19 protein-coding genes and 1 pseudogene are annotated in these 21,820 nt (G+C 50.0%); 7 read left to right on the top strand and 13 right to left on the bottom strand.

All coding sequences use genetic code 11. The annotated features are described in order from the left end of the window. Positions 1-96 precede the first annotated feature (96 nt). Positions 97-636, top strand: a complete 540-nt coding sequence (locus tag V8L73_RS03940) for a DUF2058 domain-containing protein (protein ID WP_027274232.1) — start codon at positions 97-99, stop codon at positions 634-636. A gap of 113 nt (positions 637-749) precedes the next feature. On the opposite strand, the gene cspE is transcribed toward V8L73_RS03940, so the two are convergent. Next, entirely contained in the window at positions 750-962 is a 213-nt protein-coding gene (gene cspE, locus V8L73_RS03935; RefSeq protein ID WP_347254170.1) for a transcription antiterminator/RNA stability regulator CspE, read from the bottom strand. A 538-nt stretch (positions 963-1,500) separates the two neighbouring features. On the opposite strand from cspE, the gene V8L73_RS03930 reads away from it, so the two are divergent. From V8L73_RS03930 to V8L73_RS03905, 6 genes are all read left to right on the top strand, one after another. Continuing rightward, positions 1,501-1,983, top strand: a complete 483-nt coding sequence (locus tag V8L73_RS03930; RefSeq protein ID WP_347254169.1) for a hypothetical protein — start codon at positions 1,501-1,503, stop codon at positions 1,981-1,983. A gap of 9 nt (positions 1,984-1,992) precedes the next feature. Then, on the top strand, positions 1,993-3,990 hold the full coding sequence (locus V8L73_RS03925; protein WP_347254168.1) for an AAA family ATPase: 1,998 nt from the start codon (positions 1,993-1,995) through the stop codon (positions 3,988-3,990). Positions 3,991-4,081: 91 nt separating this feature from the next. Beyond that, complete coding sequence (locus V8L73_RS03920; protein WP_347252891.1) at positions 4,082-5,284, top strand: IS256 family transposase; 1,203 nt, start codon at positions 4,082-4,084, stop codon at positions 5,282-5,284. 414 nt (positions 5,285-5,698) lie between these two features. Then, entirely contained in the window at positions 5,699-6,028 is a 330-nt protein-coding gene (symE, locus tag V8L73_RS03915; RefSeq protein ID WP_027274237.1) for an endoribonuclease SymE, read from the top strand. A gap of 394 nt (positions 6,029-6,422) precedes the next feature. Next, positions 6,423-7,169, top strand: a complete 747-nt coding sequence (locus tag V8L73_RS03910; RefSeq protein ID WP_027274238.1) for an FCD domain-containing protein — start codon at positions 6,423-6,425, stop codon at positions 7,167-7,169. Positions 7,170-7,243: 74 nt separating this feature from the next. Continuing rightward, positions 7,244-7,618 (top strand): hypothetical protein, encoded by a 375-nt coding sequence (locus V8L73_RS03905; RefSeq protein WP_347254167.1) that lies wholly within the window; start codon positions 7,244-7,246, stop codon positions 7,616-7,618. 70 nt (positions 7,619-7,688) lie between these two features. Here the strand turns inward: V8L73_RS03905 and V8L73_RS03900 are convergent, their stop codons facing one another. The 12 genes and pseudogenes from V8L73_RS03900 to V8L73_RS03845 form a co-directional block, all read right to left on the bottom strand. Further along, positions 7,689-8,516 carry a DUF4198 domain-containing protein gene (locus V8L73_RS03900; protein ID WP_347254166.1) on the bottom strand — a complete coding sequence of 276 codons (828 nt, stop codon included), beginning with the start codon at positions 8,514-8,516 and terminating at the stop codon, positions 7,689-7,691. A gap of 455 nt (positions 8,517-8,971) precedes the next feature. Continuing rightward, positions 8,972-11,008 carry a hypothetical protein gene (locus tag V8L73_RS03895; RefSeq protein ID WP_347254165.1) on the bottom strand — a complete coding sequence of 679 codons (2,037 nt, stop codon included), beginning with the start codon at positions 11,006-11,008 and terminating at the stop codon, positions 8,972-8,974. Positions 11,009-11,273: 265 nt separating this feature from the next. After that, positions 11,274-11,654, bottom strand: coding sequence for a hypothetical protein (locus V8L73_RS03890; protein ID WP_347254164.1), 381 nt, complete (start codon positions 11,652-11,654; stop codon positions 11,274-11,276). Positions 11,655-11,948: 294 nt separating this feature from the next. Further along, positions 11,949-12,325 (bottom strand): annotated as a pseudogene (gene tnpA / locus V8L73_RS03885) (IS200/IS605 family transposase); the annotation flags it as partial. Positions 12,326-12,534: 209 nt separating this feature from the next. Further along, positions 12,535-13,494 (bottom strand): acetyl-CoA carboxylase carboxyl transferase subunit alpha, encoded by a 960-nt coding sequence (gene accA / locus V8L73_RS03880; RefSeq protein WP_027274242.1) that lies wholly within the window; start codon positions 13,492-13,494, stop codon positions 12,535-12,537. Positions 13,495-13,506: 12 nt separating this feature from the next. Continuing rightward, positions 13,507-16,989, bottom strand: a complete 3,483-nt coding sequence (gene dnaE / locus V8L73_RS03875) for a DNA polymerase III subunit alpha (protein WP_027274243.1) — start codon at positions 16,987-16,989, stop codon at positions 13,507-13,509. A gap of 57 nt (positions 16,990-17,046) precedes the next feature. Continuing rightward, entirely contained in the window at positions 17,047-17,646 is a 600-nt protein-coding gene (gene rnhB, locus V8L73_RS03870) for a ribonuclease HII (protein ID WP_347254777.1), read from the bottom strand. 22 nt (positions 17,647-17,668) lie between these two features. Then, entirely contained in the window at positions 17,669-18,823 is a 1,155-nt protein-coding gene (gene lpxB / locus V8L73_RS03865; RefSeq protein ID WP_347254163.1) for a lipid-A-disaccharide synthase, read from the bottom strand. Positions 18,824-18,826: 3 nt separating this feature from the next. Further along, positions 18,827-19,615, bottom strand: coding sequence for an acyl-ACP--UDP-N-acetylglucosamine O-acyltransferase (gene lpxA, locus V8L73_RS03860; RefSeq protein WP_027274246.1), 789 nt, complete (start codon positions 19,613-19,615; stop codon positions 18,827-18,829). Between the two features lie 4 nt (positions 19,616-19,619). Beyond that, entirely contained in the window at positions 19,620-20,075 is a 456-nt protein-coding gene (gene fabZ, locus V8L73_RS03855; protein ID WP_027274247.1) for a 3-hydroxyacyl-ACP dehydratase FabZ, read from the bottom strand. A gap of 165 nt (positions 20,076-20,240) precedes the next feature. Then, positions 20,241-21,266 (bottom strand): UDP-3-O-(3-hydroxymyristoyl)glucosamine N-acyltransferase, encoded by a 1,026-nt coding sequence (gene lpxD, locus V8L73_RS03850; RefSeq protein WP_027274248.1) that lies wholly within the window; start codon positions 21,264-21,266, stop codon positions 20,241-20,243. A gap of 3 nt (positions 21,267-21,269) precedes the next feature. After that, positions 21,270-21,755 (bottom strand): OmpH family outer membrane protein, encoded by a 486-nt coding sequence (locus tag V8L73_RS03845; protein WP_027274249.1) that lies wholly within the window; start codon positions 21,753-21,755, stop codon positions 21,270-21,272. Between the last annotated feature and the right edge of the window lie 65 nt (positions 21,756-21,820).

The following is a 21,820-nucleotide window of genomic DNA, read 5'->3' as shown; positions in this document are numbered from 1 at the left end:
GCTCCCTAAGCTCAAATCACGTCGCGATCGGGGTCCTGCAACGCCGATTATTTAGGGTATAATCCCACCCATTATCCAACAGACTCAGAAACGAAGATGACAAAACTCACCCTACAAGAGCAGATGCTAAAAGCGGGATTAGTAAGCAGCAAGAAGATGGCCAAAGTCCAGAGAACGGCGAAAAAATCACGCGTTCAGGCACGTGAGGCAAGGGAAGCCGTGGAAGAGAATAAAAAGGCCCAGCTTGAGCGTGATAAGCAGCTAAGCGAGCAGCAAAAGCAGGCTGCGTTATCTAAAGAATACAAGGCGCAGGTGAAGCAGCTGATTGAAATGAACCGCATCGACGTTTCAAGAGGTGATATTGGCTTTAACTTCACGGACGGTAACTTAATTAAAAAAATCACCGTGGATAAGCTGACTCAGGCTCAGCTGATTAGCGGTCGTCTCGCCATTGCTCGTTTAGCGGTTGATAGCAACGGTGAGAGTGAATACGCGATTATCCCCGCCAGCGTCGCCGATAAGATTGCCCAGCGGGATGCGAGCTTTATTGTGTTAAACAGCGCGCTGAGTCAGGAAGAGCAGGACGAGGACGATCCGTATGCTGATTTTAAGGTGCCGGATGATTTGATGTGGTGAAATGAACATAGTAAAAAACCCGCACATGGCGGGTTTTTTCTTATCAACGGAGCTTAGCGGCTCAGGCTATTGCCTTCATTGGTACCGTAAGCGTCACTGATAGTTAGCACGGCTTACAGCGCTACGACGTTTCCAGCCGCTGGGCCTTTAGCGCCACTTTCGATGGTGAAGGAGACTTTCTGACCTTCATCAAGAGTTTTGTAGTTGTCGCTCTGGATAGCAGAGAAATGTACGAATACATCCTTGCTGCCGTTGTCCGGAGTGATAAAGCCAAAACCTTTATCAGAGTTAAACCATTTTACTAAACCAGTCATTTTGTTAGACATAGATACTTCCTTAATTAATTTGATGAGCCACATAAGAGCGGCAATGGTGGCCTGTACTTAAAGAGTGACTTACTTGGGCACTTAGGAGGAGGCTCACGAAGAAGGGTATCTACAGATAACACTTGAACTGAGGACTGCTTTACTAAAACTGCTTTCATAAGGTCTGACTTCCAAACCGAGAGCTATTAGGACACAGAGAAATTCATTATGCAACACTTATGTTTTTTATTTTAAGCGCTTAAACATCTGGATGGCTGTATGGCTGTTGGTTTCAGGTGAGAAAAGCCGTAGAAGACAATAAGGGTATTCTGAATGATTACCAACGCCTTTTCTGCCAGCCAGATTGGACTATACCTTTTAGCTTCCCAGCCCTTTATCGTATATGTGCTAGTATCTTTTTTGCTGTTTCGGGTGTAAACGAACGTAATCGTTAACTCTGTGCCAATTACGGACATTACAATGGCTTAGTTGAGTGATATTAATCCTATGTTAAAATAAATTAACCTTTGCAGAGTTGATTTTTAATTTAAGGAAGAATATGTGGAAATTAAAAAGAGTTGAGGAAAGTGAGCACCCGATATCCTTTGTTAAAGACTTTCATTACCTAACAGCAATGATCCAGCATTTAGGAGCCCATGAGCGCTGGAACAGCAGAACGCCAAGAAATATCGCAGATAGTTTAGGAATGGATATGCTGCAAGTTGAGCGTGTATTGACTTCCTATCCCGCATTTTTTCGGCGTTCCAGCAACCTTAGTACACAAGGTGAACCCCTTTTTATGATTCATCTTCGTTACGCGCGACGCAAAAAAAATGAGGATACCAATGCCCGAGAATCACCACCAATAAGTGCAGCTGAAATAGGAATCCTCCTAGATTTAGTTACCAAGATGATCGGCGTTGAAGAACAGAACAGAAGGCTAAGTTTTGAAGTAAAAAATAATAACCTTAAAATATGGTCAGCATTAGGACTGGCCTTTCTTTCTTCAGCAACAGCTATTGCGACCGCATTACTAAAATAAGGAATCGTTATGCAACTTATATCTTTCCGTATAAAAAATTTCAGATCTGTCTTTGACAGTGGAGTTATTACAGCAGACAGGTTAACCGCAGTTCTTGGCAGGAATGAAAGCGGAAAAACCAATTTGCTATTAGCGCTTAAAAGTTTGAACCCAGTAGAGGGATTTGGGGAGCTAAATAAAGTCAAAGATTTCCCACGGAACCGTTTGCTTGATGAATGCACACCTGATACGCCAGTAGTAGAAAGTTCTTGGGCTTTAAGCTCCAGTGAGATTGCTGAACTTTCATCTATATATCCGCGAACGAAAAATATCACCTCAGTGTCTATCAACCGAAGCTATAGCGGAAGAAGCATTGGTTTTTATGACCTGACAAGTTTCGAACTGGACGCAAAAAAAATCAGAAGAGACCTAAATAAAATTGCGACGCAAGCTGAGATATTTTTTGACACCCCTGAACGTAATACAGAGCAAGGTAAAGCTGAACTGAAAATAATTAAAGCTCTTTGCGACAACATAGCTTTTTCAACAGGGAAATATCTGCAATGGGCAACCAATGCAAAAGAAAAACCACAGGAACTGAGAAAATGTCTGGCAAAAAATGGCATTGAAATTAATGATGTTCTTGAAGATTCATTGATAGAAATTGAAGAAAAGCTCTCTGAAGTATTGAGTGATGCGGAGAAGAATAAGGCTGCAAGGGATTGGGTAGTTAAAAACATGCCTGTATTTATACTGGTTGATGAATATCCCGAAATTAACGGGCATCACAACATGGCAACTTATTTGCAGAGACAGACTAGTAAACAGCTGACTACAGCAGATATCAACTTTGAGAAATTATGTAAAGTCGCAGGTATCAAGCCAGCAGAATTGGCCGAGAATAAGGCAAGCTCTGAAGTACGCAACCAACTGGTAAACCGCAGCGGTGCAGTCGTGACCAACGAGATCAAGCGCCTATGGAAAGATCGTTCGCTGAAAATACGATTCAACGTTGACGGAGACTTTTTTGATACTTATGTATCTGACTCCAGTCATGCGTATGATGTCGAAGTTAACCTTGATGAAAGAAGCCGCGGTTTCAAATGGTTTTTCTCTTTTTACATTAGTTTCGTTGCTGATACAAAAGGAGGTTCCGCTGAAAATGCCATCATTTTACTAGATGAGCCGGGATTATACCTACACGCCAAATCCCAGACTGATCTCCTAAACCATTTATCTGAAGATTTTACCAACCAAATTATCTATACAACACACTCGCCATTTCTAGTTCCCTTGAAAAATATATCCGCTGTTAAAACGGTTTCCATCTCTGAGGAAAAAGGAACGACTGTAACTAATGATCCAAGTGGCGACTCCACCACTCTATTCCCTTTACAGGCTGCACTAGGGTACGACATCGCACAGTCCCTGTTTATCGGCTCACACAATCTAATTGTAGAAGGTGTGACCGATTTCTGGTACCTGAGCTCAATTTCTGACTACTTAAACTCACTGGGCCGGAAAGGACTTAACGGAAATATTACTATTACTCCAGCTGGCGGAGCACAACGTGTCTCATATATGGTATCACTGTTGTCATCGCAGAATTTGAATGTGGTCGTACTCTTGGATGATGAAAAACAGAGTAGAGAAACATCAAGAGAGCTTCAGCAACAGGGAATGCTTAACAAAAAAAATGTGCTGTTTGTCTCTGAAGCCCTTGAAGAAACAAAAAATGAATGCGACATAGAGGATTTATTCAATCGAGATAGTTTTATCAAGTTTGTCTGCGAAAGTTACGATCTCGATATTAATTCATTAAAATTAAATGAAAAGATACCTCGTATTGTAAAACAGTTCGAAAATTATCTATCGGGTACAGAGAAAACATTCATAAAAGCCAAACCAGCAAGGATTTTTCTCAACCACATAAAAGATGGGAAAAACACCCCTCTTCAGGAAGAAGAACTAAACAGGTTCGAAAAACTTTTCGAACTTATCAATAAAAGAATGTCTACCAGAAAATGAATAAGGGAAATCCCTTTATTTTTACTAAAAAAAAGGGAGTGTTAGAAATTCTGTGTCATTCCAGTAATATACAATCAAAAAGGAATGACACATGTCCCAACCCTTCGATTTCGACAAAGCACTTAAAGCACTCCAGTCCGGTCAGGCACTAACCGGCAAGGATGGTGTTTTAACACCGTTAATCAAACAGTTAACCGAAGCAGCCCTGGCTGCTGAACTTGACTCCCATCTGGCTCAGGACGTCGAAGCTAACCGTAAAAACGGTTCCAGTAAAAAGACCATCAAAGCTCCGACCGGCAGCTTCGAATTGTCGACTCCGCGCGATCGCAATAGCACTTTTGAGCCTCAGTTAGTCAAAAAGCATCAGACCACGCTGTCCGACGAGATTGAGCGTAAGATCATTCGCCTTTTTGCGCTGGGGATGAGCTACCAGGATATCAGTCGGGAAATTGAAGATTTATATGCTTTCAGCGTGTCCACAGCCACTATCAGCGCCGTTACGGATAAAGTTGTCCCTGAATTAAAACAGTGGCAGCAGCGCCCGCTGGAGAAGGTTTATCCCTTCGTCTGGCTGGATGCCATTCACTATAAAATCCGCGAGGATGGCCGTTATCAGAGCAAAGCGGTTTATACCGTGCTGGCACTGAATCTGGAAGGCAAAAAAGATGTTCTGGGCCTGTATCTGTCGGAAAGCGAGGGCGCTAACTTCTGGCTGTCGGTATTAAGCGACCTGCAAAACCGCGGAGTGGAAGACATTCTGATTGCCTGTGTGGACGGGCTGACCGGGTTCCCGGACGCGATAAAAAGCATTTATCCGCAGACAGAGGTTCAGTTATGTATCATTCATCAGATACGTAATTCGATTAAATATGTTGCGTCAAAACACCATAAAGCGTTCATGGCTGACCTGAAGCCGGTTTACCGTGCTGTGTCGAAAGAGGCGGCGGAAACAGCGCTGGATGAGCTGGAGGCAAAATGGGGTCAGCAGTATCCGGTAGTGCTCCAGTCGTGGCGACGCAAGTGGGAAAATCTGTCAGCATACTTCCGCTATCCAACTGATATCCGTAAGGTTATTTACACCACAAATGCAATCGAATCAGTGCATCGTCAGTTCAGGAAACTGACCAAAACCAAAGGTGCTTTCCCGAATGAAAACAGCCTGCTGAAGCTGCTTTATCTGGGGCTGATGAATGCACAGGAAAAATGGACAATGCCCATCCGGAGCTGGAATTTGACATTGTCACAGTTAGCCATTTATTTTGACGGGCGGCTGAATAAAGTAATGACGTTGTAGTATTTTTAACGTGACACAGAATTCTGAACACTCTCAAAAAAAATTCGATTTTGAACCATCAAGTCAATTTTTCCTCTGCCCACTTAATAGTGGGCCTTTTTACTTTCGATTTTGCTGGTGAAAAGTCACAGCTCATCAAAAAATAGATTACTTTTACCCCGAAGCTACAGGTTCGGTCGATATATATAAATGACTAAGATAACTAAAATAGTGCTTATATAAGCATTTATTAAAAACCCACCACTCCAAACAATTCTGGAACCCACCTCACACTCCCTCTTTCCAAATTTACATCCACTTTCATTTGGACTTTCCCCCTATAACTGGATATTTTTATAGGGTTTTTATGCACGCCGTGAACGTGGTGCAACACGCTCACGACGCTAACCACAGCAACTATCAGAGGTAGTCATCATGGCTGAAAAAGATTGTATTGTAGAAATCCCCGAATCAGAAGTCTCTCCGGAAAATTTTCACCGTTATACGGTGGGTTACGTGAGCCATTACTCAAGTAATAAGTTAATTCCCGCCCTTAGCCTAAAGGGCCAGTGGCTGGCGGCCGCCGGTTTTGACACCGGCACCAAGGTGAATGTGCGGGTGATGAACGGCTGTATCGTCATCACCGCCAAGCGGCCAGAGCCGGAGCTGATGACGTCGCTGAAAAGGGTGTGTAAATTCTCCGCCAGCAAGCAGCGGCAGGTGCAGGCGCTGATCGACGCGGTGGCGAACGGCGGCAGAGCCTAAGCAACCGGCGCTCCGGCCCCGCGGCCGGAGCCAAATAAAGGCCATCGAAATAGCCGCATTCTTAAAAACTCACTTTTATGTCATTCAGCCTATTTAAAAATATTCACCCTCGTTTTAGAAACGTTTAATAAACTGAAAATCAACTCAATAAAAAGGCGAAATATAATAATATCTGTCAATTTACGCGCGCCAAAAATGAAAAAAGAAAAATATAAACCCGCCCTCTATGCTTAGCGTACTTTCATGAAAAACCGTCCTTAACCTTACATCAGCTCTCTCCTACCCGAACAGTCCCCCATGACCGCACGCCGCGCCAACCGCCGCCAGCCCGCGGCATTGCTTGACGTACTAACCGAATGTGCTGATAATCAAGCAACTGAAAGGATTAAAACACATGACTGATACACGTTTATATAAAGAAATTGCAACAGCAATAAAACAGCAGCTATCAGACGGAGTTTATAAAGTCGGCGATAAATTGCCAACGGAAAGAACGCTGGCTGAAACCTTTGGCGTTGGCCGCGCCGTTATTCGGGAAGCGATGATTTTATTGGAAGCCGAAGGCTTTATCGATATAAGAAAAAGCTCCGGCGTTTACGTATTAAAAAACGAGACCGTCATTAACTCCTTTCTCGACGGTAAGTCCGGCCCGTTCGAGCTGCTGCAGGCCCGGCAGCTTATCGAAACCAGCATCGCCGCCTTCGCCGCCACTCAGATAGTCAAAAGCGATCTGGCCAAGCTGTATGAAATTCTCGAGCAGGAGAAAAAGCTGCTGGACTCTCCGCCCGACCAGTCCCTCGACGCCCAGTTCCACTGCGCCATCGCCGCCTCGACGCAAAACGCCATGCTGGCGGAGATCGTCCGCTACATATGGGACGTTCGCAACCGAGATCCTCTCTGGCAGATGCTGGCCAAAGAGTCCGATCAGGGGGAATACAGCAGGAAAGGCTACGCAGAGCACGAAGAGATCGTCGCCGCCCTCCAGCGTAAGGACCCGGTCGCCGCGCGCCTGAGCATGTGGCAGCACCTGGAGAACGTCAAAGAGCGCGTCACCAAGCAACTGGAGTGCCACGAGCAGCCGTCCTTCGACAGGTTCTTATTTGACTCCATCCCGCTTGAGATGCCGAAGGGTAAGTCTTGAGTTAGATGCCAAGGCGGCAGACGACTGCCGCTATTTTTCCGTTTCGTATAAACAACACCGCACGGGGTCTTCATATGAACACGGCAATACGCTCCCTCACAGAAATCGAATCCCATCTGACCGCCCCAACCTTCTTCGACTTCCTCCAGCATATCGACCTATACAGCGCGCTCGACGCCAGAGACGAGGCCGACTTCGACGAACGCTGGATGGCAGAGTTTGACCGCCTGAGCCAGGAAACCTTTTCCGAAGAGGTAAACCGGCTTATCGACAGGCTGAGAGAGCTGGCGTTCAAAGGCGCCTATCGCGTCATTCAGGACGCTGACGCCGCCGCAAGGGTATCGGATGACGTGGAGCTGATAGCCAAAAGCCTGGCGCAGGGGGAAGAGGAAAGCTGGCCGACGGCGTTTCTCTGGGCGTCCTATCGGCGGGGAGAGCTGCCCCACTAGCCCTGCGGCTTAAAGAAAAAAGCGGCCGCCTCCGGCCGCTTAAAAAAACGAAACGCCACTGCTTCGCCTTTTATTTCCCTGCTTTCTGCCCTACGTCCTGCCCGACGTTAAACGTAAACGTAGTTTTTACCTTCTCTTCATCGCACACGTTCTTATCGGCAATCGGCGTTACCTTGTCGGCGAAAATCACCCAGTAGCCGTCGCGGTCAACGGGTACGGAGAGCCTGCCCTTATCGTCGGTTTTGGCGCTAAACGCGGCCTCCAGATGACGGTGGTCGCCGTGCTTGTGGTGGTGATGGGGATCTTCGTAGCCCGCGTAGCTGGCGCTCACTTTATGGTTAGCCAGCGGCTTGCCCTGATAGCGCAGCTCGACCGGCAGAGTTTGCCCTCCCTTCAGCATAGCCGGGTCGGCCAGCGGTACGATCTCCAGCGGAATGCCCTGCGGCTGGCTGATAAACGCCGCGTCGCTCTTATTGCCGACGTTGACTACCGTTTTGCCGTACATTGACGCCAGCTGGCAGTAGGAGGCGTCGGTCATCTCTCTGCGCGACTGCTGCTTCCAGCCGTTCTTGTTCTTTGCCCAGTAGGTGGGATTATAGGTAGCGATCGCCAGATAGCTGCCTTCGACTGCCGGCTTGGTGCTCACGTAGCGGTAGTTCTCCCCCTTCTGCTCAAGCTTTACCTCACCCGCCGCGCTAACCAGCCTAGCGGGGGAGAAGATCGCCAGGCGATCGGCGGCAATCGCCTCCGGCTCGGGGAAGTTATCACCATAGCCCATCTCAACCACCATCGGCTGGCCGACCGGCGTGTTGGCCACGTTAATCCAAAGCTCGTGCGCCAGCGCCGGTGCGCTCAGCAGTGCCGTAGCGCACAGCGCGGTTAACAAACGCAGTTTCATCGTTTTGTATCTCCTTTTCCATGCCAAAAGTTAGCGCTCGCTTTCACGCGGGCGCTTAGGATTTAATGTTAATAATAACTATTATCAACTTATTTATGTTATAATATAACATAACATAATACAATAAATGTTAATGTGTCGGCAGGAGAAAAGGACTCGCAAAAGAAGGCGTTCCTAATAACAAGCCATTTGCGTGGAAAGTAGAAAACAAAACTTAAACGGGAATAAATTAATTTATAGAAATATGCTAACTCAGATCTGACATGATTTTCTCAAACCAGACTAGGCCGCATCCCGTAACTATTTTGGTACGATTCACTATATCTACAGAGAGATAAAAACCACTTGGCGTAACAAAATTCAACTAAAAAACATCCAATATTAAGCTCATTTCTGTATGTTAAAAGAAATTTTAACTATGTCCCTAAACACATAGTGAGGTTAAGGAACTCGTCCTAAAAATACTTAATTAGCCTTCCAGGATAACGCAGCTCAACAGCGCCTATATACTGCTCCCATTGTTCAACTTGCATCTCAAAAGTCAATGTCACAATGTCCTCATAACTCTCACCAAGATTTTTTGAGCGAATCTCAGTTTCTTTGCAAAATAACTCGTAAATATCAATAAGCACCGGTTTACGGAGATATTCTTCAAAACACGCCTGCGCTTCTTCAATTGTGTTCCAAAGGGGTAAGCCATACTGATACTTTTCCTCTATCTGGTTATACATAAACCTAATTTCGCCATCTTTAAGAAAGTGCAACAATAGAGAAGTGTCAACAACCGGTACATTATTGAAAGGATAGCCTGCATGGAATGAACCGTTTACGATAACTAAAGGAAGGACTTTTATATTATTTTTTTCCAGCAGTTGCGGATAATAATCTTGGCAAAAGTCTTTAATATGGTAACGTACAAAGTCCGCTTTGCGAGCCGCCTGCATGGATTTTTTGATTAAACCATTCTTATCATACAATTCATTTTCATAATCAAGGGGGGTTATTGGTACTTTACGACTACGCGCTTCAACTATAACCAGTAAATTTCCGAATGAGAATGTGGCATCTATTTCCTCCTGAATCCCGCCATAGCATGGTTTAATCGCCGGTGTATAATGTAGGTGTTCTCCCATCACTGTGTTTACAGTACGACAATTCTCGAATAAACGCATTAGATCTCGTTCAAACATTTTACCTCGGTGAGTATCTTTATTATCGAGTTTATTCATCCAACAATCCACATTTCGGCTAATTTGCCCCGTTAAAAATGCACTGATTGGAAATAAGATTTTCCCATCTATTCTAACCAACGGCTGAGCCCATAAATCTTCCTGCGGCTTTTCTCCTAACCAAGTTAAAATTTTAAATGCTTTTTCAATTTCAGATTCAATATATCCTGTACACTGGCACAACAAACTGAGCAGATTAGTTCTGTCAAATTGAGGAGCCAATGCTAATAAATCTTTCCATTCATTAATTCCACTATTAGTTTTGAGAGAAGCATTTATCTGTTCTGATAGAACTGCAAAGTGAACCCACAAATCTATGCATGTCTGCAGAGTTCGCTCAACAGAAGTTGCTATCGTTTGTTTAAGTAGCGGTTTCAGATGATCATCAAGTTGACTGAAAGGTGCCAGCGTGTGAAATTGAGCGATTAGTTGTACATTTTCAGAAAGATTATCCCATGAAGTTATTGTCAGAGAACCATTAATATTATACGAAAGATATCCCGGCCATTTTGGGATAATAGGCATCTGTTTAAGGACAGCGCACGTTTGTTGCATACCCGTAACTTGGTTATGTTCACGACGGTACTCAGCAATACACTTTATACGATGGTAATCGGCATGACGATGAATAAAGAATACTTCTCCTTGTTGATAATGAAACCTCCCATGGCCATAAAGAAGTTCCTGCCACAATTGGCTGAAATTGTGATAATACTGAGACATTCGCATCTCAACCATGAATAAATTGATGAGAGATAATTTATTCGGGCGATCACCAGGAAAGAGTGCTGCCATTTGATCCTTGAAATGAAAGAGCTCCCATAATGGGCCACGCAGGCTATCCAAACGGTGCATAATAACCTGATTCACTCCTATCGGGTCACTGTCACCAACCATTGAGGATTTACTTGCAACTAGCTGCTCAGCCGCTGGGCTTTCAAGGCCAGCAATGAACTTCTCTTGTTCAGCCATGACCTCCCAGAACGCATAATTGGCACCTGCAATATGGGCACAAACTAGCTCACGATAATCAGGAGGAGTGCTCCCTGACCATGTGAATTGTTCTCGGGTATTTTTAACTCGATGAAAATGCCCATTAAGCCAGATTGCTCCAGTGAAAAATGCCACCGCTTCTTGATCTTCGGTACCAATACTTTTTGCATATGCTATCCAATGCTGTTGATCGAACTTATCTAATTGTCCGGGATGGCTAATTTTTTTATCTCTTGCAGCTTTAATAAGGGGATGTATTTTCTTTATCATTTTTCTATATTTTTCCTATCCGCCATCATAGTAAAAAATGGTCAATCAAAATTGAACCAATCAATTTTGACTAATATAATTCTGTCAATTAAGCGCACACCTCTTTGAAATATTCTTTATCAAATAATTCTGATTTATGCCATCATGATACCTGATTCTCACATCTAATTAACTGTCAGATTTAATACTACCCTATCACAGGCCTACGTCAGTTCAACTCACAAATAATAAAACCAAATAATTAAATCAGTTATAGAATCAGGCCTTATTCCTCCAAAAACGCCACGCCAATCCTATCCGCTTTAAACTGTATGAACTGCTTATCCAGATAGAGGTAGTCATCAATAAACATCTCATCCTGAAATGCGATGCCGTCAACGATCATCGTGTCATAGACCAGAATGCCTCTGACGTTGTACGCAAAGCTATCGCCAACCCTTTCCAGAACGTAGTTCTCTATCTTCGTTTCTTCTATGTGGAAGTCGTGCAGGAAAGTAAAACTCAGCTCAACGGGATAAATTTTATTTATCTCCAGCGGATAGGGCACATAGTTTACAAAGCAGGTAATGGTGTAATTACCGACAGATAAAACCACCTCTTCCTCTATATGTTCATTCTGGGCAATGAGTCTGGCGTAATGCTTCATATCCGTTCACCGCTAAATTCCATCATCATTGTACGAGCAAGCATTCATGTTTATGGGCATCCAAAAGCCACGCCCATACGTCACGCTGTTATACCTGCAATCATAACCACCCGCATAGCGGGTGGTTTGCTCTTGCCCTATAAGGGCTTGTTACCGACTGCGCCTAAATGACGCCGCTTTCTCTTCGTTCAAGCTAAGTGTCTTTGCTACTTTGGCTTACCCCTTGAAGGGGTCTGTATACTCTTTGCTGCTCAATTTGTCTGAGACTAAATCTGATTTCTCTTGTTCTCTGATATATTTTTGGATTGTCGCTTCATTTAGCCCTACCGTACTTACATAGAAGCCTTCGCTCCAAAATTTTCTGTTGCCAAACTTATATTTTAGATTGGCATGTCTATCAAAAATCATCAGCGAACTTTTCCCTTTCAGATACCCATAAAGCTTGAAACACTCAACTTCGGAGGAATACTTACCAACATATGAACATGATCCGGCATCAGGTGACCTTCTATTATTTCCACTCCTTTATACTTACAAAGGTCTCGTAATATCTCACCTACGCTTGAACGTATACTATTGAAAATCACTTTCCGTCTGAACTTCGGCGAAAAGACGATATGGTATTTGCACAGCCACTTTGTATGCGCTGAGCTTTGTGCTTTAATGCCCATAAACACCTTTCCTCATTTTAGTTACGGTTATTAGCTTGAACATCTATATCGTAACGGAAAGGTGTTTTTCTTGGTATAACCCTTTGATCCCACCCGCAAAGCAGGTGGTTTTATGTTTAAGACGCTAACGCGACTTAAACTGGCTAAAGCCATAATAAAAAAGCCGCCTGGAAACCCAAGGCGGCTATTAAAACTCAATAAAACGGCTATCAGCAGTAGCCGTAGTTCATCAGCCGCTGGTAGCGGCGGTCAATCAGCATCTCTTTATCCAGCGGAGCCAGATCGTCCAGATCGGCGAGGAGCTGTGCCTTCAGGTTCGCCGCCATCTCTTCCGGGTTGCGGTGTGCGCCGCCCAGCGGTTCAGGGATAACGGTGTCGATAAGGCCGAGCTCTTTTAAGCGCGGGGCGATGATGCCCATTGCTTCAGCCGCCAGCGGCGCCTTATCGGCGCTCTTCCACAGAATGGAGGCGCAGCCTTCCGGAGAAATAACGGAATAGGTACTGTATTGCAGCATGTTGACCTTGTCGCCAACGCCGATAGCCAGCGCGCCGCCGGAGCCGCCTTCGCCGATCACGGTGCAAACCACCGGTACGCTCAGGCGAGACATCTCGCGCAGGTTGCGGGCAATCGCCTCAGACTGGCCGCGCTCTTCCGCGCCAACGCCCGGATAGGCGCCCGGCGTGTCGATAAAGGTGATAATCGGCAGGTTGAAGCGCTCGGCCATCTCCATCAGGCGCAGGGCCTTGCGGTAGCCTTCCGGCGCGGGCATGCCGAAGTTGCGGCGAATTTTTTCTTTGGTTTCGCGGCCCTTCTGGTGGCCAATCACCATCACCGGACGGCCGTCAAGGCGGGCGATGCCCCCGACGATAGCCTTATCGTCGGCGTAGGCGCGATCCCCTGCCAGCTCGTCGAAGTCGGTAAAGATGTGCGAAACGTAGTCCAGCGTGTAGGGACGACGCGGATGGCGCGCCAGCTGGGCAATCTGCCAGGCGCCCAGCTCAGAGAAAATCTTTTGGGTCAGCTCAAGGCTCTTTTCGCGCAGGCGCTTAACCTCCTCGTCGAGGTTAATATCCAGCTTCTCGTCTTGAAGACCGATTGACTTTAGCGAATCAATTTTCGCTTCCAGCTCGGCAATCGGCTGTTCAAAATCTAGAAAATTCAGGCTCATAGCATTCCTATTTTAATCAAATTCCAATTCAACCTGGGCATTGCCAAGCAGAGTCCGCAGGTCGATAAGCAGGCGTTCGCTCGGCGTCACTCGCCACGCGGCGCCAAAGCGCAGTCGCGCCCTTGCGTCTTCTCTCTGGTAATACAGATGAACTGGGATCGTCCCCGATCGATGCGGTTCCAACGATTCGCGAAGACGGTTTAACAGCTGGTCATCAATTTGCCCGTCCGTTAACGATATGGCAAGGCCGCGGGCGTATTTTTCCCGCGCTTCACTGATGTCCATTAATTCGCGGACCATCATTTTAAGTCCGCCGCTAAAATCATCAAAGCTGACCTGTCCGGTTGCAATCAGGACGCGGTCTTTCTCCAGCAGCTGCTGGTATTTTTCAAGTGCCTCAGAGAATAGCATGACTTCAAGACGACCGGAACGATCATCAAGCGTACAAATGCCAATTCTGTTACCTCGCTTGGTGGTCATCACTCTGGCGGCAACCACCAGCCCGGCGGCCATGGTCATTTTGCCCCGCTCGGTGGGGTGCATATCCTTCAGGCGAATGCCGCCGGTATAGCGTTCGATTTCCTTCAGATACTGCGTGATCGGGTGGCCGGTTAAGTATAGCCCCAGCGTCTCGCGTTCGCCGTCCAGGATCACCTGCTCCGGCCACGGCGGCACGTTAGCGTAGGCTTTTTCAACGTGCTCAGGCTCTTCGGCCAGCACGCCGAACATGTCGGCCTGCCCCAGCGCTTCGGCCTTGGCGTGCTGATCCGCCGCCTTCATGGCTTCGGTCAGCGAGTGCATCAGCGCCGCGCGGTGCGGGCCAAGCCGGTCAAAGGCCCCGGCCATAATCAGCTTTTCAAGCACCCGCTTGTTCAGGCGCTTCATGTCGGAACGGGCGCACAGGTCGAACAGCTCTTTAAAATAGCCGCCCTGGTTGCGGGCCTCGATAATGGCCTCAATCGGCCCTTCGCCGACGCCCTTGATGGCGCCGATGCCGTAGACTATCTCGCCGTCGTCGTTGACGTGGAAATGATACAGGCCGCTGTTGATGTCCGGCGGCAGCACCTTGAGCCCCATACGCAGGCATTCGTCCACCAGGCCCACTACCTTTTCGGTATTGTCCATATCAGCGGTCATCACCGCCGCCATAAACTCGGCCGGATAGTGGGTCTTAAGCCACAGCGTTTGATAAGACACCAGCGCATAGGCGGCGGAGTGCGACTTGTTAAAGCCGTAGCCGGCGAACTTCTCCACCAGGTCGAAGATCTTCATCGACAGCTCGCCGTCGATGCCGTTTTTAATCGAGCCCTCTTTAAACACCGAGCGCTGCTTAGCCATCTCCTCGGGCTTTTTCTTACCCATCGCCCGGCGCAGCATGTCCGCGCCGCCGAGGGTGTAGCCCGCCAGCACCTGGGCAATCTGCATTACCTGTTCCTGATACAGGATAATGCCGTAGGTCGGCTCCAGCACCGGCTTAAGCGACTCGTGCTGCCACTGGATGTCCGGATAGGAGATCTCTTCGCGCCCGTGCTTACGGTCAATGAAGTTGTCCACCATCCCCGACTGCAGCGGCCCCGGACGGAACAGGGCCACGAGGGCTATCATGTCTTCGAAGCAGTCGGGCTTCAGGCGCTTAATCAGGTCCTTCATGCCGCGGGATTCAAGCTGGAATACCGCGGTGGTTTCCGAACGCTGCAGGACGTCGAAACTCTTCTGGTCGTCAAGCGGAATGGCCGAGATGTCTATCGGCTCAAGCCCGCTCTTGGCGCGGCGGGCGTTAATCATCTCTAACGCCCAGTCGATAATGGTCAGCGTGCGCAGCCCCAGGAAGTCAAACTTCACCAGGCCGGCGTACTCGACGTCGTTCTTGTCAAACTGGGTGACCGGGAACTGCCCTTCGGGGTCGCAGTACAGCGGCGCGAAGTCGGTTATCTTGGTGGGCGAAATCACCACGCCCCCGGCGTGCTTGCCGGCGTTGCGCGTGACACCTTCAAGCTGGCGCGCCATGTCGATAAGCGCCTTCACCTCTTCGTCCGACTCATACAGCTCAGGCAGCTGCGGCTCGGCGGCGAACGCCTTTTCCAGCGTCATGCCCGGATCGGGCGGCACCAGCTTGGAAATACGATCGACGAAGCCGTAAGGGTGGCCCAGCACCCGGCCCACGTCGCGGATAACCGCCTTCGCCGCCATGGTGCCAAAGGTAATAATTTGCGAGACCGCGTCCCGACCGTACATTTCGGAAACGTGGTCAATCACTCGGTCGCGTTTCTCCATGCAGAAGTCGACGTCGAAGTCGGGCATCGATACCCGCTCAGGGTTCAAGAAGCGTTCGAACAGCAGGTCAAATTCCAGCGGATCCAAGTCGGTAATGCCGAGAGAATAGGCCACCAGCGAGCCCGCGCCGGAGCCTCGCCCCGGGCCAACCGGCACGTCGTTGTCCTTGGACCATTGAATAAACTCCATCACGATCAGGAAGTAGCCGGGGAACCCCATCTGGTTGATAACGTTAAGCTCAACCTCCAGACGTTCGTCGTACTCGCCGCGCCGCTTGGCGCGCACGTCCTCATCGGGATATAAAAATTCCAGACGCTTTTCCAGCCCCTCTTTGGCGCACTTGACCAGGAAGTCTTCGGTGGTCATCTCGCCGGTCGGGAACTGCGGCAGGAAGTACTCACCCAGGCGGATAGTGACGTTGCAGCGCTTGGCGATTTCCACGCTGTTTATCAGCGCTTCAGGAATGTCGGAGAACAGCTCGCACATTTCCTCTTCGCTGCGCAGATACTGCTCGACGCTGTATTTTTTCGGCCGCTTCGGGTCGTCCAGCGTGAAGCCGTCGTGGATCGCCACGCGGATTTCGTGCGCATCGAAGTCAGACTTAGCGATAAACTTCACGTCGTTGGTCGCGACGACCGGCAGGCCCTCTTTGGTCGCCAGCTCGACGGCGGCGTGCAGATAAAGCTCTTCGTCCTCGCGGCCGGTTCTCACCAGCTCAAGGTAGTAGCGATCGGGAAAGTGTTCGCGGTAGAAGGCGACGCATTCGTCAACCAGCTGCTGGTTGCCGCGTATCAGGGACTGGCCGACGTCGCCAAACCGCGCGCCGGACAGGAGGATAAGCCCCTCTTTGTGCTCAATCAGCCAGTCTCGGTCGATAACCGGCCCGCCCTGCACGTAGCCGCGCTGATAGGCGCGGGAGATCAGCAGCGTCAGGTTCTGATAGCCGACGTTATCGGAGGCCAGTACGGTCAGCTCGGCCAGCTCGTCTCCCGTCAGCCCGCCCTGCATGCGAAAATCGGCGCCGATAATGGGCTTAATGCCCGCCCCGTGCGCCGAGCCGTAGAACTTCACCAGCCCACACAGGTTGGTAAAGTCGGTGATAGCCATGGCCGGCATGTTCAACGCGGCAACCTTTTTCACCAACGGGCCCACCTTGGCGAGCCCATCTATCATGGAATAGTCGCTGTGGATTCGAAGATGAACAAAACGAGGTTCGGCCATGTTGCTACCCGCTATCTAATGACGTTCGTTATTCAAAAAGAAGAAAGGCCCGACGGCCTAAGCCAGCCCGAGCGCACGCTTAACCGGCGCAAAGCTTTTACGGTGATGTTCAGTCGCGCCGTGCTCCGCCAGCTTTTCCAGATGAAGCGCCGTCGGGTATCCCTTATGCTGGGCAAAGCCGTATTGGGGAAACAGGGCGTCCAGCTCGGCCATTTCGGCATCGCGCGCTACTTTCGCTATGATAGAGGCGGCGCTGATTTCTGCAACCCGGCTGTCGCCCTTAACCACTGCCAGCGACCTCATAGGGAGCGTCGGGCAGCGGTTGCCGTCAATCAGCACCCACTCCGGTTGCACGGTAAGCCCAGCTACCGCCCGCTGCATGGCGAGCATCGTGGCGTGCAGAATGTTCAGGCGGTCGATCTCATCCGGTTCGGCGCGCCCCAGGCACCAGCACAGCGCCTTCTGTTTAATTTCTTCGCACAGCGCCAGCCGCCTTTTCTCGCTCAGCGCCTTTGAGTCCGCCAGCCCGACGATCGGCCTGGCAGGATCTAAAATAACTGCGGCGGTTACCACTGCACCGACCAGCGGGCCGCGCCCGACTTCATCTACGCCGGCAATCAGCGAAGCCTGTGGGTATACAAAAGGCGGAAAAGTCATCTTTGCCATTGCGCTGTCCCTGTTATTGTCTGCCGGCTAATTCCAGCACCGCCTCGGCGGCCTGCGCATCTGCATCGCAGCGGATGCTTTGGTGCAGCTCGGTGAAGGTTTCCCTCAGCGCTTTGACGTTTTCGTTTTGTTTATCCAAAAGCGGCATCAGGGCGTCATAAAGCTTTTGCGGCGTACATTCTTCCTGCAGCAGCTCCTTGACCAGCTCGCGGCCGGCCAGCAGGTTGGGCAGAGAAACGTACGGCGTCTTAATCAGGCGCTTGGCCAGCCAAAAGGTAAAGGGCTTCATGCGGTAGCCGACCACCATCGGGCACTTGGCCAGCATGCACTCAAGCGCCGCCGTACCCGACGCCAAGAGGGCAGCGTCGCTGGCTATCATCGCATCGCGCGCCAGGCCGTCCAGCAGCCGCACGGACAGATCGGGGGCGACAGTGGCTTTAATCTGTTCAAACTGTTGGCGACGCTTGGCGTTGACCAGCGGCACCAGAATTTCAAGGTCGGGGTAGCGTTCGCGCAGCAGGCGAGCGGTTTGCAAAAAGTCCGCGCTCAGCATCTCCACTTCCGCATGTCGACTGCCCGGCAGCAGCGCCAGGCAGTGAACGTCGGACGCAATGCCCAGTCGTTGGCGAGCAGCTTCGACGTCGGCATCCAGCGGCATGGCGTCCGCCATGGTGTGACCGATAAAGCGGCAGGGAACGTTAAAGCGATCGTAGAACGCCTTTTCAAAAGGAAGGAACGCCAGCACGAGGTTGGTCGAGCGACCGATTTTGAAAACGCGGTTTTGACGCCACGCCCAAACGGAGGGGCTGACGTAGTGAATAGTTTTAATGCCGCTTTGCTTTAGCTTGCCTTCGAGAGTGATGTTGAAATCCGGCGCGTCGATGCCGACGAACACGTCCGGCTTCAGCTCGCTAAAGCGCTGAACCAGCGTTTTACGGATTTTCAGCAGCCTGGGCAGGCGCTCCAGCACCTCCACCACGCCCATTACCGCCAGCTCTTCCATTTCAAACCAGGCTTCGCAGCCTTCGGCCTGCATCAAAGGCCCGGCGACGCCGACAAAGCGCGCGTCGGGCACCCGCTCTTTAAGCGCGCGGATAAGCCCGGCGCCAAGAATATCGCCGGAGGTTTCCCCGGCGACCAGGCCAATTGTCAGAGGACGATTCGACATTGTTTATCGAATGATGCCGCGGGTTGAGCGTTCGAAGAAGTCCGCAAACGGCTGCACGGCAGGCTGTTCCTTCGCCAGCGCTTCGATTTCAGGCTTGGCTTCATCCAGCGTCTTTCCGCTGCGGTAAAGCAGCTTGTACGCCTGACGAATAGCCTGTATCGCGGGCTTGTCAAAGCCGCGGCGCTTAAGGCCTTCAATATTGACGCCAAAAGGCGTCGCGTGGTTGCCCTGAGCTATCAGATATGGAGGAACGTCTTGAGCAACGCCGGAGCAGCCGCCAACCATTACGTGGGCGCCGATGATGCAGAACTGATGCACCGCCGTCATGCCGCCGATAATGGCAAAGTCGTCTACTTCAACGTGGCCCGCCAGCGTCGCGTTGTTGGCGAAAATACAGCGGTTGCCGATCTGACAGTCGTGCGCGATGTGCGCATTGATCATCAGCAGGTTATCGTTGCCAATGCGAGTGACGCCACCGCCCTGAACCGTACCCCGATGGATAGTTACGCTCTCGCGGATCCGGTTGCGATCGCCAATCTCTACGCGAGTCGGTTCGCCTGCGTATTTCAGATCCTGGTTTACCTCGCCGACGGAAGCAAACTGGTAGATTTGGTTATCGGCGCCGATTTTCGTCACGCCGTTCACCACGACGTGAGACTTGAGAACGGTTCCAGGCCCGATTTCAACGTCAGCGCCCACCCAGCAAAAAGGGCCGATGTGCGCGCCTGCGCCGATAACGGCACCCTCTTCAACAATCGCAGTAGGATGAATAAAGGCGGTGTTATCAATCACGGTATTAAGCCTCCCGGCGTCGTGCACACATCATGTCGGCTTCGCAGGCGATTTCGCCGTCAACCTTGGCGACACCGCGGAAGCGGGCTACGCCACGACGCTCTTTAATAAATTCAACTTCAAGGATCAGCTGGTCTCCCGGCTGTACCGGGCGCTTGAATCGGGCGTTGTCAACGGCGGCGAAGTAGTAAAGTTCACCGGGTTCCAGACGGCCAAGGCTCTTAAACGCCAGAATGCCGGTGGCCTGCGCCATGGCTTCCAGAATCAACACGCCGGGGAAAATCGGCTTGCCCGGGAAATGTCCCTGAAAAAAAGGCTCGTTGACAGAAACGTTCTTCACCGCCTTCAGGAACTTGCCCTTGTCGAAATCCAATACGCGGTCGACCAGCAAAAACGGGTAGCGGTGGGGTAATAAACTCAGGATCTCTTCGATATCCAGAGTGTGATTGTCAGTAGTCAAAATACTCTTCCTGTCTTCTAAACTGAACTGATAGTATCAACGACGCGGCCTGCTTTTCATCCGATAGGCAGGCCGCAAACAAAAAAATAAAATTGATGGCTCAATAATTGTTTATTTTACATATACCTTGATGCGCTAGGTCGTTATACGCATATCGGCACCAGCCTATTTCCCATCAACCTTACGCTCAACGGCCTTCAGCCGTTTACTCATCTCATTTATGTTCAGCACCAGAGCGGCGGTCTTTCTCCACTCTTTGTTGGTCTGAAGCGGAATGCCTGAAGAATAAATGCCCGGCTCGGTGATAGGACGCATCACCATGCCCATTCCCGTTACGACGGCCTTATCGCAGATTTCCATATGGCCGTTGATAACGCTGGCGCCGCCGATTTGACAGTAGCGACCCACTTTCAGGCTTCCGGCCATAATGACGCCGCCGGCAACCGCCGTATTGTCGCCAATAATGACGTTGTGCGCAATCTGGCACTGGTTATCGATAATAACGCCGTTGCCAATCTGCGTGTCGTCCAGCGCGCCGCGGTCAATCGTGGTGCAGGCGCCGATCTCTACGCGATCGCCAATGCGAACCGTACCCAGCTGAGGGATTTTCACCCATTCGCCGCGCTCGTTGGCATAGCCAAAGCCGTCAGCGCCAATGACCGTGCCGGATTGGACCAGGCAATTTTCGCCCATCACAACCTCATGGTAAATCGTCACGTTGGCCCACAGGCGAGTGCCTGCGCCCAGGCGCGCGTTTTTACCAATGAAACACCCTGCGCCGATAATAGCGTTATCGCCAAGCTCTACGCCCGATTCAATCACCGCGTTAGCGCCGATAGAAACGTTTTGGCCAAGCTTCGCGCTCGGGTCAATGACGGCAGAAGGCGCAATGTCTTTGGCTGGCATTGGCGTCGTATCAAGCAGCTGGGCCATACGGGCATAGCTCAGATACGGATTTTTAACGACCAGCGCCGCCAGGTGCGAACAGAACGGTAGATTCTCTTCGGCCACCACCACCGCGCTGGCGCGGCAGTTTAGCAGCTGCTCCTGATAGCGCGAATTGGATAAAAAGGTAATCTGCCCTTCTTTCGCAGAACTCATTGAGGCAACGCCGGAGATGACGATATCGCCATCTCCGTGCAGTTGTGCACCCAAATGTTCGGCTAAATCAGCTAAACGAATGGACTGCATCACTTATTTTACCTGTGCAAGCACTTTCTCAGTGATATCGTTTTCCGCATTGCTGTAGAAAGCAGCGTCAGATTTAACGACGACGGCATAGCCTTCTTTATCGGCAACGGTCTTCACTGCGGCCTGGACTTTAGCGACCAGCTTGTTCATCTCTTCAGATTCGCGACGACGGCTGTCCTGAGTGAAGGCAGCAGCCTTCTGTTGGAATGCCTTGATGTCGTTTTCAATCTTGGTACGCTCAGCGGCCTTCATGGAAGCGCCCTTGGTCTGGAGCTTCTTCACGTTGTCCTGCGCGGTCTTCTCTTCTTTTTGCAGATCGGCAGCGCGGGACTTAAACTCGCCTTCAAGCTTCTTGGCGATGGCTTCACGCTCAGGCATCTTTTGCAGAACCTGCATGACGTCAACGACAGCGACTTTATCGGCCGCCTGGGCAACGCCAGAAGCAACCATAGCTAAACCTAGACCTGCAGCACATAACCACTTTTTCAATTTGAACTCCTTAACTCATAATTGCCTTGGGCCTAGACCCATTGTTTACTACCGGGCTCAGCATC

The sequence above is a fragment of the Leminorella grimontii genome (assembly GCF_039789245.1).
GTDB classification, from domain to species: domain Bacteria; phylum Pseudomonadota; class Gammaproteobacteria; order Enterobacterales; family Enterobacteriaceae; genus Leminorella; species Leminorella grimontii.
The sequence above is the reverse complement of the archived record's forward strand: the minus strand, read 5'-3'. Positions and strand labels throughout refer to the sequence as shown.

Coding starts and splice junctions, on each gene's coding strand:
- V8L73_RS03925 (WP_347254168.1), top strand. CDS start 1,993: ATGCAACTTATATCTTTCCGTATAAAAAATTTCAGATCTGTCTTTGAC.
- V8L73_RS03940 (WP_027274232.1), top strand. CDS start 97: ATGACAAAACTCACCCTACAAGAGCAGATGCTAAAAGCGGGATTAGTA.
- rnhB (WP_347254777.1), bottom strand. CDS start 17,646: ATGACTTTTCCGCCTTTTGTATACCCACAGGCTTCGCTGATTGCCGGC.
- V8L73_RS03890 (WP_347254164.1), bottom strand. CDS start 11,654: ATGAAGCATTACGCCAGACTCATTGCCCAGAATGAACATATAGAGGAA.
- V8L73_RS03910 (WP_027274238.1), top strand. CDS start 6,423: ATGACTGATACACGTTTATATAAAGAAATTGCAACAGCAATAAAACAG.
- V8L73_RS03900 (WP_347254166.1), bottom strand. CDS start 8,516: ATGAAACTGCGTTTGTTAACCGCGCTGTGCGCTACGGCACTGCTGAGC.
- V8L73_RS03895 (WP_347254165.1), bottom strand. CDS start 11,008: ATGATAAAGAAAATACATCCCCTTATTAAAGCTGCAAGAGATAAAAAA.
- cspE (WP_347254170.1), bottom strand. CDS start 962: ATGTCTAACAAAATGACTGGTTTAGTAAAATGGTTTAACTCTGATAAA.
- symE (WP_027274237.1), top strand. CDS start 5,699: ATGGCTGAAAAAGATTGTATTGTAGAAATCCCCGAATCAGAAGTCTCT.
- V8L73_RS03905 (WP_347254167.1), top strand. CDS start 7,244: ATGAACACGGCAATACGCTCCCTCACAGAAATCGAATCCCATCTGACC.
- accA (WP_027274242.1), bottom strand. CDS start 13,494: ATGAGCCTGAATTTTCTAGATTTTGAACAGCCGATTGCCGAGCTGGAA.
- lpxB (WP_347254163.1), bottom strand. CDS start 18,823: ATGTCGAATCGTCCTCTGACAATTGGCCTGGTCGCCGGGGAAACCTCC.
- lpxD (WP_027274248.1), bottom strand. CDS start 21,266: ATGCAGTCCATTCGTTTAGCTGATTTAGCCGAACATTTGGGTGCACAA.
- V8L73_RS03930 (WP_347254169.1), top strand. CDS start 1,501: ATGTGGAAATTAAAAAGAGTTGAGGAAAGTGAGCACCCGATATCCTTT.
- V8L73_RS03920 (WP_347252891.1), top strand. CDS start 4,082: ATGTCCCAACCCTTCGATTTCGACAAAGCACTTAAAGCACTCCAGTCC.
- dnaE (WP_027274243.1), bottom strand. CDS start 16,989: ATGGCCGAACCTCGTTTTGTTCATCTTCGAATCCACAGCGACTATTCC.